The 14,115-nt window shown below is 48.9% G+C and carries 10 protein-coding genes; 5 read left to right on the forward strand and 5 right to left on the reverse strand.

The window, feature by feature from the left end; translation table 11 throughout:
- Positions 1-43: 43 nt before the first annotated feature.
- Positions 44-742 carry a hypothetical protein gene (locus tag IMCC3135_RS07460; RefSeq protein ID WP_088917036.1) on the forward strand — a complete coding sequence of 233 codons (699 nt, stop codon included), beginning with the start codon at positions 44-46 and terminating at the stop codon, positions 740-742.
- 27 nt (positions 743-769) lie between these two features.
- The gene (locus IMCC3135_RS07465; RefSeq protein WP_088917037.1) at positions 770-2,155 is read left to right on the forward strand and encodes a glycosyltransferase family 61 protein; all 1,386 of its coding nucleotides are present in this window, start codon (positions 770-772) and stop codon (positions 2,153-2,155) included.
- Between the two features lie 28 nt (positions 2,156-2,183).
- On the opposite strand, the gene IMCC3135_RS07470 is transcribed toward IMCC3135_RS07465, so the two are convergent.
- The 5 genes from IMCC3135_RS07470 to tnpC form a co-directional block, all read right to left on the reverse strand.
- Positions 2,184-3,185: a hypothetical protein gene (locus IMCC3135_RS07470; RefSeq protein ID WP_088917038.1), complete on the reverse strand. Its 1,002-nt coding sequence runs from the start codon at positions 3,183-3,185 to the stop codon at positions 2,184-2,186.
- 39 nt (positions 3,186-3,224) lie between these two features.
- Positions 3,225-4,502 carry a glycosyltransferase gene (locus IMCC3135_RS07475; protein WP_169727423.1) on the reverse strand — a complete coding sequence of 426 codons (1,278 nt, stop codon included), beginning with the start codon at positions 4,500-4,502 and terminating at the stop codon, positions 3,225-3,227.
- Between the two features lie 79 nt (positions 4,503-4,581).
- Positions 4,582-5,655 carry a glycosyltransferase family 2 protein gene (locus IMCC3135_RS07480; protein ID WP_169727424.1) on the reverse strand — a complete coding sequence of 358 codons (1,074 nt, stop codon included), beginning with the start codon at positions 5,653-5,655 and terminating at the stop codon, positions 4,582-4,584.
- Positions 5,656-6,087: 432 nt separating this feature from the next.
- A complete protein-coding gene (locus IMCC3135_RS07485) occupies positions 6,088-6,945 on the reverse strand; it encodes a sulfotransferase (RefSeq protein ID WP_157735827.1) in 858 nt (285 codons plus the stop codon).
- Positions 6,946-7,953: 1,008 nt separating this feature from the next.
- Positions 7,954-9,429, reverse strand: a complete 1,476-nt coding sequence (gene tnpC, locus IMCC3135_RS07490) for an IS66 family transposase (RefSeq protein WP_088917042.1) — start codon at positions 9,427-9,429, stop codon at positions 7,954-7,956.
- Positions 9,430-9,861: 432 nt separating this feature from the next.
- On the opposite strand from tnpC, the gene IMCC3135_RS07495 reads away from it, so the two are divergent.
- From IMCC3135_RS07495 to IMCC3135_RS35410, 3 genes are all read left to right on the forward strand, one after another.
- Positions 9,862-10,860: a UDP-glucuronic acid decarboxylase family protein gene (locus IMCC3135_RS07495; protein WP_088917043.1), complete on the forward strand. Its 999-nt coding sequence runs from the start codon at positions 9,862-9,864 to the stop codon at positions 10,858-10,860.
- Positions 10,861-10,973: 113 nt separating this feature from the next.
- Positions 10,974-13,196 carry a glycosyltransferase family 2 protein gene (locus tag IMCC3135_RS07500; RefSeq protein WP_157735828.1) on the forward strand — a complete coding sequence of 741 codons (2,223 nt, stop codon included), beginning with the start codon at positions 10,974-10,976 and terminating at the stop codon, positions 13,194-13,196.
- A 478-nt stretch (positions 13,197-13,674) separates the two neighbouring features.
- Positions 13,675-14,016: a site-specific integrase gene (locus tag IMCC3135_RS35410; RefSeq protein WP_157735829.1), complete on the forward strand. Its 342-nt coding sequence runs from the start codon at positions 13,675-13,677 to the stop codon at positions 14,014-14,016.
- The last annotated feature ends 99 nt before the right edge of the window (positions 14,017-14,115 follow it).

The following is a 14,115-nucleotide window of genomic DNA, read 5'->3' on the forward strand; positions in this document are numbered from 1 at the left end:
AGATATACCGATCTCACTATCTACAGATAATTGCAGGCAACTCATGAGTATGGAGAAAGCACAGAGTGTCGCCGCAGCCCAACAGGTGGATAGCAAGCCTGCGGCGGTGACGCAGGAATTCGACAAGAGTGAGGATAAGGAGCCAAAGTTCGAATCGAACATGGTCAAAAAATCTCTGGATGAGATACTGGGGTTCTCAGAGGAAATGTATCACCTCAAGGAGGAGCTGGTGGCATTCGGTATCCCAATGCAAACCATCAATGTCATCGTTGAGCATGGGTTTAATGGTAATGAGGAGCAAATGGCCATTTTGCTCTCCACCGCGCTGTCCGCATCTGAACAATCACTTGGCTTAGGCAGTATTGGTAAAAGCGATCTGGAGGCGAGGGTGGCAGCCCTTGTTGTCCTGGAGAAGGATCAGGCATTCGCCAGACGAGTTGCCAGACAACAGGGGTTGAACTTGCAGGCATTGAATTTTCTTGTGCAGATTGTCCGTCAGAACCCCGGCGACAAGGGGGAGAAAGTGGTGAATGAGTTCATTGCTTACGCCATGGCCTGTGACATTCCGTTTGAAAAGGTGGGTGCTATTGTTGGAGAAGTTGGCAAGCAGGATACCGGCTCGGTATTGCCGAACATTCCACGCAAGAAGAAGGCGGACACTAGAAGTACATTGAAGGATATAGCGCGAGATGCTGTTCTCGGTATCGTCATCAGTGCCTTCGTGTTGTGGTTTGTCATATAAAGGAGTTGGAGCTTGCGCGGTACACTTATGAAAATCGTGGAACTTGACCCCCAGGGTCACTGTGAGCAAGCGGCAGTAGCGTTGCAAAATCGCCTGATGGAGGAGGGACAGAGCCTGGCCGAGCAGAAATCCTGGCAACAGGCGCTTGCTGTTATGTTTAATGCTTACAGTCTCAGTCCTGGTAAGTCACCCATTCTCCGTGCCATTGCCGAGGTATATTCCTCTCAGGGAGATGAGGAAGCAGCCCGAACTTGCCGACTGGGTGTAGTGCCGGAGAGCGCAGAAGCCAAGTTTTTCAACTCTACTTGCATTCAGACTCGTTTCAAGGCGGCGACGGAGGTGTCCAACACGCGGCACATTCAGGTTCATCATCCAGAGAACATTGCTCTGAAATTTCCACGCACGAATGAGAGCAGCATGAAGCGCCCTCAATTCAAATCCGATAAAACAGATTCGCGCGGCAGTTTTGTCAGTATCTTGCAACAGGGGGGAGTCTGGTTTGACGGCTTTAACACGGTGGTACTTGACAATGATGGCAACATTGTTCGTGATCATGTGAAGGGTAATGCTTTCGTCGTTGTGGACTCTGCCAGACGTCGACCCGAGTTACTTCTGGAAGGGAGAACCTGCTTTCTTGACGCCCGAAGTTCACATATCTACTATCACTGGATGATAGATGTGTTGCCCAAGTTTGCCCTGCTGAAGTCGGCTGGAATCGACATAGAAAAAATAGATAGTTTTGTAGTCCGTTGTAGATCATCGTTTCAGAAGCAGACGCTTGAGCACTTGGGTGTGCCTTTGGATAAAGTCGTCAATCCACCAACAGACGCAATGATACGCTGCGATGAGTTGATAGTTCCCTATCTGAAAAACGACAGAGGTGAGCGATTCTACAACGGGCTCGGGCTTGGGATGGGGTACTGGGTCAGCGAATGGATGAAGTCAATGTTTATTCACAAGCACTCGGGGTGTCATCGAAGATTGTACATTTCTCGAGCTGCATGTGGCACGCGCGCAGTAGTCAGAGAAGAAGAATTGGTGAAAGCGCTTGAGCGACGAGATTTTCACTGTGTACAGATGGAATCTCTGTCGGTTACTGAGCAGGCAGAACTTCTAGACGGTGCCGATGTGGTCGTTGCTCCACACGGAGCTGGCTTGACAAATATCGTGTTTTGCAAACCAGGAACAGTTGTAGTAGAAATATTTGGTAACTACGTAGTGCCTTGTTACTGGGCAATTAGTGAGTTAGCGAAGCTTGAGTATCATGCCTATTTCGTCAATGATACTACTGCGATCAGCAAAGATGGAGCGAAAGAGAATGCCGAAGTATTAGATCCCGTTCAGCGACGTGACCAGGGGATAGATCTGGCTTTGCCTGACTTTACAGCCTACCTGGACAGGTTACTTCCGTAGGATTGAATGTACCCTGACATTGTCTGGACTAAAAATTCCCCAAAGACGTATCGGGTAGTGGCAATGACGACTCAAGCTCCGGGTGTAAATTGACAAGTTTTGCTCGCACCTTGTTCAGGTCATTATTTGTCACGTTATTCTCACCGATACGTAGATCATCTGTGAATGGCTCAAATAGGTAATCTCGGTTGAAAAATTCTTGCGCAATCCAGTTGTTTGATTTTTGAAAGCGAAGTCGTATATCGTTCAGCATCACTTCAGGGATCTTCACGAGCTCGAATTCAGGTTCCAATGCAAGTTTGTTGAAGCTGCTGTAAAGCAGTTTTAAGTGGTTAGAGGGTATATTCGTATTCTGGTTAATCAACAATTTGTAGGCTAGCAAATCTGCTGTGAGAGTAGGGTTCTCATCGTTGTGCTTGTATGTCGAATCAATTTCATCCTTGGGAATCCGCAACACACCTGTCACAAAATCATGCACAATGTCGTGGTTTATAAGATCCTTTCTTACATAGCGTTTCAGGGAAAAACTGGAGCCAAAGACTTCCGACCATGAGATGACAAAATGTCGATAGTCTCTGGCGAACGTGCTCTTGTAAAAATCACTCATGCTCCCAGTGTAATTCGAAGCCTGAACCCTCTGAGCGTAGGCAGATAGTAGATATCCGGTTTCCTCTCGAATGTACAACACTACTTCAATATCAAAGTTACAGAAGAATTTCTTTACAGTTTCAGGATCACACTGTTGCAGAGATTCTGAGCTAAGAACCGGTGTCAGTTCCGGGTTCTTGTCTATTTCCTGATTGAGTCCCCGAGAATGATTGACAAGACAGTTTTTGGACTGTACGTCGCTTACTGACTTTCCATGTTTGTTTAATGCAGCACCGAGTTCATGGTGTGCATCTCCATTGATCGCATAGCGAGGATATTGATAACCATATTTCTCCAGAATCTCTGGATTTTTGTAAAGGAATTTTTGTAAGGTAGTTGTGCCTGTCTTGTGGCGTCCCGCATGAAGAATAAGCTTACGCACATTGTTGATTCTCTGACATAAGAAAAGAGCAAGAGGAACTCATGCTGCCTGGAATGAGATATCAATATTATTCTCTCTATTGTTGTCAAGTAATGATCCATACAGGCGGATATGTGCATCATAGCTTTCATCGGGCTGGTAACTCTCGCTTATTGACTTGGCGTAGACAGCGTGTTGCTCAGGATTGTCCACAGCCCACAGTATTTGCTCAGCCAGTGCACCTGCGCGACCTGCCATGAAGTGTCTGCCAGTCTTGCCGTGTTCGACTTTCTCGGCCATACCACCAATATCGCTGCAAAGAATCGGTACACCGTGTTTTTTTGCTTCCAGAATAACCATCGGGCTGTTTTCCCACCAACGCGAGGGGACTATCATCCAATCGCTTTGCCCCATCAAGCTGCTCAATTCAGAAGATCGGTAGGGACCGCGTAGTCGAACACAGTTCTTGTGCACATCCATGTACTTCTGGATCTTCTGTCGAAGTGGTTTGGGTTGGTTCTCGAGCCCCGAGCCGTTAATATCCAGTTGAATTCTATCCAGCACATCAATTGGTAGCATATTGATGGCCTCTAACAGGATATCCAGTCCTTTGAACCAGTTTATCTGTCCAAAGAAAGCAAATCGCATCCGATGGTGGATATTCTCATTACTGTCAGTTTTCGTAGCTGTTGTGTGAGTATCGTCCAGTAGATTCTCGATCACCCGTATTCGATCTTCCTGAATGCCCCACTGCACGTAGCGTTGCTTGAGAAACGCGCTGGGTGCTATGAACGTGTCAACTAAGTTAAAGTGGCTTTTAATGAATTGTTCGCGAAGCATGAAATCCTGGGCAGTGTGCTTTGGAAAACATTGCGAGCAATCCCTGGAACTTGATTCATGACACAGCTCATTCGTTATCGGTTTTATCATCTGCCCCAGGTTGTTGCAGATTGCATGATATTCATGTAGCGTGAGAATGATGGGAATGTCCGGGTTAAAGTTTTTGACTTCGCGCAGCATTTCCAGCCCGAGATGAATGTAGTGGTGGAAATGTACGACGTCGGGCTTGATAATCTCCAGTGCCTGGCGGAAGTCGCGCCATACGGCAGCCTTGTCAGGCTGTGAAAACCGAAACCAGTCTGGCATGGTTGAGTAGAATAAAATCTCGCTTTTACGGTTGTTGCCAGCGAAAGGCGTACCTCCGTGACGCAGATGCCCGAATCGATGGCGCGCGAAGAATACAGAGATGTACTCCGATTTCTCGTTCAGGGAGTTGTGCAGATTGTATGAAGCGATTTCTCCACCACCTGCGTTCAAATCCGGGTGTCCATGAGACACGATGAGGATTTTCTTCTTTTTATATATCTGTGATGAGTTCACAGGTGCGCCAACTGTTGCTTCTGTGTTCGGTTCAGGTTCAAGCATCATGTCTGTCAGTGTTGAGTCGGCGAATGGCACTATCCCACTGTTGTGTGTGCTGCCAACAGTTGTAATAAGTCAGTTCCTGTTTCCATCGATCACTAGACACCAGGGATTGTGATTGACGCTCCAGATGGTATAGCTCCACATTCTGCAAGATTTTTATTTCAAGGCCATGTTGCCGCGCCCGCATACACAGGTCGGAATCTTCAAAATCACCCAGTATGTATCGCTCATCCAGTCCTCCAATAAGCTCATAATTGGACTTGGTGATAAGCAAGCAAGCCCCGGTAATCAGTTGTCGATCAATAAGAGTCTTGTTCTGGTCGAACAGATCCACCGGCAATCCTTTTCCAGGGTGGATATTCGTCCAGAGGTCATCAACAAATGGCGAGGCGAAAAATTCCATGCCGTCGTGCTGTACGCTGTTGTCTTCATAGAGTAGCCTTGCACCGACCAGGGCGTTTTTAATATTGTCGCCGGTTGCCGTAATGAGCTCTGTAAGCCAACCATCCCGGATGGGTAGTACATCAGAGTTCAGCAACAGGATGTTCTGTGCTGTTGCTTTACGGACCCCCGCGTTGTTGGCACCAGCGTAACCCAGGTTCTGTTCCAGATACAGAATATTGAATGAGATGGAATAGATCTTCTTCAACCATTCAGCATTTTCTTTGACAACAGATGTAAGGCGAGGGTCATCAATGATGAACAGTAACTCATGGTTTTTCATATCAGGATCAGTGCTGAAGCTGCTTAACTGATACTCGATGAAATCGTGTCTGCCATAGACTGGAATGACAACGGTTACTGCAGGATTTGCCGGCTTGAGGTGGTTGTTGTATTCAAGCAGATCACCTTCTGATGTGGTTTGTTTACGATGTGACCAGACATGCTCCACAGCCGGTCCGTAAACATCGTCAAACAGTGTACGTTTCTCCCGGGTCTTGTGCGGTACTGTTGCAAGTATCTGACGTACACCTTCCAGATTCTCTTTCGGTGGTATCGTTGGTTTCCTGCAACGTCTGTTTATCTTACGTCCACTGACAAGAGTCAATCGAATACCAAAAGGCATAGCATATTTTTCCATTGACAACCCGGAGTTCTCGGGTAAGGATGCCAAGGATAAAAATCCCGGTTTTTCGCTGTGGTGAAGGGGAATTGCCTGAGTCTGAAGACGCTCATCCCGAAATCGAGACAAATCCATTTCGACTGGACTGTGCTTGTTATCGTGGAGCAGTAGCTCCACGCGCTCAACTTGATGTTTGGGGTCAATTAACACACCCTGAACAAGTACACCTTTGTTCCCGATAATCTGAATGGAATCAAGCTGGGCGAAGGGGAATCGGCGTAATCTATGGCGCCAACCGAAACACTTCAGCAGCGAACGGCGCAGTTGTTTTTTACTGAATGTGCGTTTTACTGTTCGGTAGAGACGCTTTCTGATGTATTTGACGGCGTTAGTGATAAGCATTCTATTGCTTTCCCGGTAATGTCCGAAGAAAATTCAGATGGAATATCCGAGTTGAATGAGCTCGTCTCCCAGCTCCTTTGCAAAAATCGCTTTTACTTCTTCACTGAGCTCAGCCCTCCAGCGTTCTACAGATGCAGCGGGACTCTTGCTGGTCATATGCCGACTCTTGACGCTCTTGTCGCTGATGGCAGACTGGTAGTCGAGATCCAGGCCAAGCCATTCAGACAGCCTGCTAACCTCCTCGGGTCCTTTAAGCACCAGATCTTCATAGCGAAACCTTATTCGATGCTGTTCGGTGGTGAAGCTCATCATGTGATGCAAGAACTTGATTCTGTTTCGGCACATTTTCTGTGCGTAGGAAACATCGGTATCATCCTCTGTCCAGCCGAATGAATGGAAGCCCCGTTTTATATTGAACTGCTTGATAGAAACCATTTCGTCGCGAGGGTCTCTGAGTAAAAAGATGCTCCGCGCGTTGAGTAGCTCGTTGGATCGATCAGCAACCTGATGCGGAACTTTCTCAGCGTAGAAGCAGGGTTCGCTATGAGGCAGGCCTTGCGTAGTTTTTATGTTGTGGGATAATTCTTTCCAGATAGAGACAAAAAGGTTCTTGGCAAGAGATTCCTTGTCAATGGTATTCAACTTTCCGTACGGAAGGCACCCGACAGCCGTGGCATTACAACGGAACATACTATCGTTATTCCACTGTTCGTCCATCTGCGGTGGCAGGCTCGGCATGCGCGCCAGGTTATAGGCATACGTAAGGTATCGGTGCTCGAATGGGTACAGCCGTTCAAAGCATATTCGTTCGTTGGTACCCAGAATCTGCATCAGCAATGTCGAGCCTGTGCGGCCAAATGTCCGGACCATCAATGGAACCAAGCTAGTCACGCTGCACCCTCTGTGTATGTAGTAATGTTGGCCTGTCGTGCCGATCGATGCAGATTGTGTGCCGTCATGAGTGGCCATTCATGGAGCTGTCAAATACCGGTGTCCTTTATCATTCGATCGACAAGTTTGAAATGGAGATTTGGAAGCAAGTGCAAGTTAGTAGCTATCAGTTTCGGGTGCATTGTTCACCAGGTTGTCTTGTCTGCAGGTGTCCAAATTTACCCCGAGAAAGGTACGAGTTCTATATCGAGAGTGGCCGATGCGCTACCACTCATGTGATGGAGCGCGAACCTTGATTGCCTATCACCTACTGCGCCAAGGGAATTTTCAGCAGGTTGCCAAGCTTATGGAAGTTGTACTCGCCGGAAGACACTTTCCAGATCGATATAGATGACGGTCAAGCGCTGTTTTCTCAGTCTACTGAGAAGCTATTCAGGCGAGACAATATCCCTATATAAAGCGTGACGCCAATACCGACTTGGGGGAGAGCAGGCAGGTGGTAAATTGTGGAAAATGCTGGAGGGCGCGCATGAGTGTCTGGATCTGAATGTTTAGTGAGCATATTGCGTAATACTGAGCGGGCAAGATTTACCACTTACGACAGGCTGCTGATGAATCCAAGGGTGCGTGGAACAAGGCTCATCTCTGATGAAAGCTATTTCCAAGTCTCTACCATGAATTCGAAATTTCGCCAGAAGACATCCTCTGATCATAGGCGTCTGAACTTGCGTCCCGGGCTTGTTTCGCGTGTCAAGCTCCTTGGGTGTGGATGACAGGGATGTCACCTTAGTATGTTCTACGCTGTATGGTGAAGGTTCGGCATGGCTAAAAACAGGAAATTTGCCGACAAGCTGTCAAACAACAGAGCGGCGTAATTTGATTGCAAGACAGCTAGGTGGTACGCGCATGGAACAATTCACATTCGGTATCCTGGACAGTCACGGGGTGGCATGTTCGGTAACCGTTCACGGCCCCGCATGCGGGGTGTAGGAACCGCAGCTGATTCTTTCAGCTAGTCGCTAACCGAGGCGTATCAAACGGAAAGCGCACTTTCACCTCGCCCTCAATCATCGACTGGTGACACGCGATGCGGATAAACTGATAGCTTGAGATCCCTATCCGTTGTGCAGTGCCCACGATGCTCAGTATCAAGGGACGAAACTGATCGCCTTGATACGATTGGGTGGCAAAGCTCAACTTGCGCCAGATCACATAGGGCCGAAGCGCACGCTCAGCGCTATTGTTGTCTAGCGGGATCCTGTGATCTTTGAGAAAGGTCCAACACATCGATTCTCGCTTGAGAAGATGTTGGCATTGACGTTTGGTTCGCCCATCGATTCGTAGCCGGGCACCTCGCTCCAGCGTCTGGTGAAAGCTGCGGCGTAGTCGCTGCATTCGCCGGTAATAAACGGCCTCGTCGATGAGTTGATCTTGCCATCGATGCCGGGGGCGGATAACCGCGTGGGCAAGTAATAAAAGTCGGCGTCCGATCTTGCCGCCATTGCTTACCCGTCCAGCAATATCGATGAATTTTCGAATCAGGTGCGGCCAACACAGTTGACGACGACTTTCCGGTACACGGTTATAACCCACGTAGTCATCAGTGACCAAATACCCTGTGAATTCGCCTAACAGCCTATCGGCAGCCTCTTTGCCGCGCGAGGCCTGTGTCAGGAAATAGCAAGCTTGGACACACACTAACGACCACAGCCAACGGCACTCATTGCCGCGAAAATGCCGTGTTTCATCGGCATGCGCCACGGGTTGTTGGCGAACAAAATCGCCAATCTGTCGGTACGGGTCGCCTAATGCGCTCGTCGCTTTTGCCTGAGCCTGAGAGATGGCACCGAGACTGAAATGCAACTGCCAGTGCTGAACCAGATAATCCTGAATATTACGAATCGACAAATGATAACGCCCGGACAGATGAGCGATAAGTGCCACCAGATTGGGGCCCATCTGCCCCGAAGGCACGCTATCGGGAGTCTGGGCGCAATGATGTTTGCCACACCCGTTGCATTGCCCACCGAACAGCTGATGCTCAATCACTGAAAAACGCACCACCGGGATATCAAACACCTGGTGACGACAGCGTGGCTCGGGATCGACAAAAATAGAGCCACCACAGCCACAGGCCGCGCTCGGAAAATAGCGCTGAATCTGATCGACATCACTTTCGGGTACCAGCGGGCGTTCGTGCTTTTCATGACCCGGCTGCGCACCCTTTCGTTTTGTAGATTTGGGTTTCTTTTTTCGGTTGGCTCGTTGCGAGGTGGAGTCTGAAGAGGGTGGACGGGAGGAGTTACGCGAGCTTTTGCCCATGCGTTCGTTCAGCTCTCGAACCTGTTCAACAAGCTCCTCATTTTGCGCTTTAAGTTCTGAGACTATCGATTCTAACTGACCGACCACACCCCACAATTGCTCGATCTGAGTGCGAGCCTCATCAAGCGTTTGGGGTGGATTTAATAGATGAGGATCGGGCACGATGATGGCTAATAAACTCGCAGGGCCTTTTCTTCAGAATAGCCTACATAGTCAGAAAACGCTATTCCAACGCCGTGAACGCTTACGCATGTTCGGTGCTTCCGTACTCGAAGACTGATTGTTTGGCAAGGCTCGCAGTACCATCTTGAATTAAGCACATATCTCGCGCGTTTTGCCGCGATCGCAAGATACATTCACAGTTATTGGCAAAACAATATTAAGCTCGCCAATTCGTCAAAAAAATGGCGCCTATGCGTGCAGTTTGGATTCTATGTGGCTTGAAAGTGTGATTTTTGGTTACATGAATATAGCCAAGTCTTTGTCTAGTCACCTAGCGACAAGTTTACCTCCTATAATGGTGTGCTTCGAGTCGAAGCCGAATCATCGGTATCTACACGGCACACTGAAACATTCTGGAAAAATACCAATCTGATGAACGACTCAACGTCAACCCCTGGCAATCTGAGCCCAAAGAGAATTCTGGTGACAGGAGGGGCTGGTTTCCTCGGCTCACATCTTTGCGAGCGCCTGCTCTCCGAAGGTAACGAAGTTATCTGTATGGATAACTACTTCACCGGTTCCAAGCAGAATATTTTGCCGCTGATGGAGAATTCCAATTTCGAGCTCCTGCGTCACGATGTCACATTTCCTATCTATCTGGAAATAGACGAAATATACAATCTGGCATGTCCTGCATCGCCGATTCACTATCAGCATGATCCTGTGCAGACTACCAAGACGAGCGTGCATGGTGCGATCAACATGCTGGGCTTGGCAAAACGTACGGGTGCGAAGATATTTCAGGCGTCTACCAGCGAAGTATATGGCGATCCGAAGGTACATCCTCAGCATGAGAGCTACTGGGGACATGTCAATCCGATTGGTTTTCGCTCTTGCTACGATGAAGGCAAGCGTTGTGCGGAAACTTTGTTTTTTGACTATCACCGTCAGCATAATCTGCAAATCAAAGTGGGTCGCATCTTCAATACCTACGGCCCGCGAATGCACCCGAACGATGGGCGTGTGGTTTCCAACTTCATCATGCAGGCCCTAACTGGGGAGCCCATTACCATCTACGGTGAAGGTAACCAGACACGTTCTTTTTGCTATTGCCTGGATTTGATTGATGCATTCGTTCGCATCATGGCCACTGGGGACGACTTTACCGGACCTGTCAATATTGGCAACCCGGATGAATTTACCATTCGTCAGCTGGCTGAGAAAGTCATAGAGATGACCGGATCGAGTTCGAAGTTGGTTTTCAATGATCTACCTAGCGACGATCCAACCCAGCGTCGCCCCGATATCACCAAGGCCAAAGAGGAGCTAAGCTGGGAGCCAAAGGTGAATCTTGAGCAAGGTCTGGAGAAGACTATCGCCTATTTTGATGGTTTGCTTAAGTCAGGTGCTACCGGGCAAAAAGTGGCCTGAGTCATTCTGGTTCTTTGTAAAGAAGGACTGCTATAGCTGTAGTGAGAGAGGAAAGACAGCGTAATGGACACGAATGTTCCGAATGCATCTTTCCCTTTTCAGCGTTGGACGATGTGAAAACAGCTATTGCAAGATTTGTAGGACGTTGTCTGGGGCGCGCCTACGAGATCCGATCGCCGCAACCCAGCGACCTCACTTGCTCGTTTAGCCTGACCGGTGCGGATGGCACAGGCCCTATAGAGCTTGCTTCACAAGCTACACAGTGGGAACTGAGCAACATCAGACTCAGAGCAGGCTGGTATATGCTTGAGGTGGAGCATTCGCTGGACAGCATCGGCTGTGTGCTGACGTTGCAGCTGGGCGAAGCAGAACAAGAATACTTACTACTCAGCTCCAAGCCCGTCTGCAAGCGTATTGTATGGCTGCAGGCCGGAATAGGTGACTGTACGGTCCGTATTGATCAGCCAGATTGTTCACTTGGGCGATTGTCTCTGGTTGCTCTCTCATCGGCATTTGCACTAAATCGCATGAGCGGCCGACTATCGAATCGTGGTGCTGTGGATGGCGGTAGTTGCAGAGAAGCAGCCACGTTGTACGCTGAATACCAGTCGCATATTCACAGCGCGGTACTAAGCAACTCCTATGTGCCAGAAGAGCCTTGCAGTCTGGTTGAAGCTCGAGTAGCTGTCGCTGCAGATGCTGGTACGGAATTGCATTCGGGCCTAGGTGTTGTTTCGGAATTAATCCAAGCATCGGATTCGAGATCAGATTCAGAATTGGCTTTGGCTCTCTCCCCAGATCCGGGCAGTATAGCCACTGTCACCCTTCTGATACTGCACGGACAGGACTTTGATAATGAGGCACTGGCAAGTAGGTCAGTAACAGCGGCAATCGCATTTGCACGCAGCGTCGGATGGAGAATAGAGTGGCAGTCGAGCACTCAATTTCGCCATTACCACGGTCACGCTGTGTCTGGCGCATCCATCTTTCACATGCAAGTGGTCAACGATGTGGAATACCGGGTTGATGCATTTCATCAGATGATGATCGCCGTCCGCGTCGGTATTGATCTTGTTTACGCTGATCATGATCATATTGATGAAAACGATATTCGGATACGGCCGGCTCTGAAACCTGAATGGAATCCAGAGCTACTGCTGAACACGAACTACATTCAACTGCCATGGATGATATCGAATGCATGGATTACTCAGCTGGAAACTGATGACGATTCGGTACTTGATACGCCTGAAAGAATTCTATTGACCGCCGCGCTCGGTACGGGGACGGGTTCTAACATAACGCTGTCAGCGTTGAGAGATGATCAAGTAATACGAGTTCCGAAGGTGTTAGCTAGCCTGCCAGCGCACCGTCCGAGAGCCAACGACGATGACATTCGACCCTGGCAAGGGCAGGTGCGTAAAGCGCTCGCGGCAGCGGGCAGTGACGCTACAAGCAGTGATGGGCCGCATGGTGGGCTATGCCATGTTACATGGACCTTGCTTGCACAGCTTCCAACCGTCGACATCATCATACCCACGCGGGATAAGGTGGAAGTTTTAAAGGCATGTGTGGATTCGGTGCTTGAGAAGAGCACCTATGCATGCTATCGACTATTGATCGTGGACAACGACAGCGAAAAGGCAGAAACACAAAACTACTACGAATCACTCAAGAATATTTCTAACGTTACTCTTCTCTCGTACGCCGGTACGTTCAACTACTCTGCGATCAACAACTTCGCTGTATCTCACTCTGATGCAGATGTGCTTGTACTTCTTAACAATGACACCGAAGTGATCTCGCCAGGCTGGTTGGAAGAGCTGGTGAGTCAGGCAATGAGGCCCGGCGTGGGCTGTGTGGGGGCAAAGCTCTATTACTCAAACGGACGCATTCAACACGGTGGCGTGATAGTGGGTATCGCTGGTGTAGCGGGGCATGCGCATCGCTATAGCCCACGCCAGGGAAGAGGCTACTGTAATCGCCTGCTTGTGTCGCAGAACATGACAGCGGTTACCGCTGCGTGTCTGGCTGTCCGAAGGCAAACATACCTTGATGCAGGTGGACTGGATGAAGAAGCTTTGCAAGTAGCCTGGAATGATGTGGATTTTTGCCTGAAAGTCAGAGAGCTTGGATACCGGAACGTATGGACTCCATACGCCGAACTGTTTCATCACGAAGGCTTGAGCCGGGGCGCTGATGATACCCGGAGTAAGGTTCGACGTGTTGATGCAGAACGGCAGGTCATGAGGGCAAGGTGGAGTATGGATACGTTTGATGATCCGGCCTATCATCCCTTGTTGACGCGTGATAACGAGAGTTTCGGACTTGCTTGAACCTGTTCAGTCAGTGGCCTCCAAATTAGCTGTTGATATCTATCAAGATATCGCTGTGGATGTTGTCCGTTGATTTTCGCAGTTTATGCCGAATGAAGAACTATGCCGAACGGTTAGCGGGTCAGCTTCGCACAAGCAGCAGTGTAGACAGTTTTCAGGCTGCAATAGCGGCATAGTTCTCCATGTCGATATACGCCTGAGAGACTTTTTCGTCTTTTAGGCACAAACCTAACTTGTCAAAAAGTCTGTTCATCAAATGTTGGTTGAACTTCTTCCTCTTCCAGGAGGCAATGGTTAGCGAGCAAGCTAGAGGTATGGAGTCACTGATGTTAATGAAGCCTCTGTAAAACAAAATTAGCAGTTTCGGAATAAATATCGTCGTCCGTTTCTCAGTGATCACGCCGCACTTGTTCGACTTCTCGCCGGTCTCAGGGAGGTTGACGCGATCGCACCCGCGACAGCAGCGCAGCTGGAGCCCTTGGCACAGTTTGTATGCGACTTTGAACAGCATCTGCGGCAAGATCACGGGCTCTGTGAGTCAACAATCGTCAGACATCGTCCACCATTGAGGAAATTTCTTCGCCATTGCTGCTCTGTTGGGGTTTCAAGCTTTCCAACTCTTACAGGAAAAGACATCACACAATTCCTGGTACAACACGTGCACGATCAAAGTCCGAGTTCTGCAAAGAATATGTGTTGGACACTACGGGCGTTTTCTCGATATCTTCTGTGCAAAGGGCACACGAACTTCGATCTGTCCTCAACGGTGCCAAGCATTCGAACATGGAGCACATGGGTTGTTGTTTTCTCAAGGGAATAGTCTCCATTCTTCCCACCACGTGTTCTGGAGTCAGCCTTGGCATGAATTGTGTAGCTTCCCGTTTGAGTATCTGGAACGAGCGAGCATAGTGCTATCGAC

The organism is Granulosicoccus antarcticus IMCC3135, from assembly GCF_002215215.1.
Classification (GTDB): domain Bacteria; phylum Pseudomonadota; class Gammaproteobacteria; order Granulosicoccales; family Granulosicoccaceae; genus Granulosicoccus; species Granulosicoccus antarcticus.

Coding starts and splice junctions, on each gene's coding strand:
- IMCC3135_RS07460 (WP_088917036.1), top strand. CDS start 44: ATGAGTATGGAGAAAGCACAGAGTGTCGCCGCAGCCCAACAGGTGGAT.
- IMCC3135_RS07465 (WP_088917037.1), top strand. CDS start 770: ATGAAAATCGTGGAACTTGACCCCCAGGGTCACTGTGAGCAAGCGGCA.
- IMCC3135_RS07480 (WP_169727424.1), bottom strand. CDS start 5,655: ATGCCTTTTGGTATTCGATTGACTCTTGTCAGTGGACGTAAGATAAAC.
- IMCC3135_RS07495 (WP_088917043.1), top strand. CDS start 9,862: ATGAACGACTCAACGTCAACCCCTGGCAATCTGAGCCCAAAGAGAATT.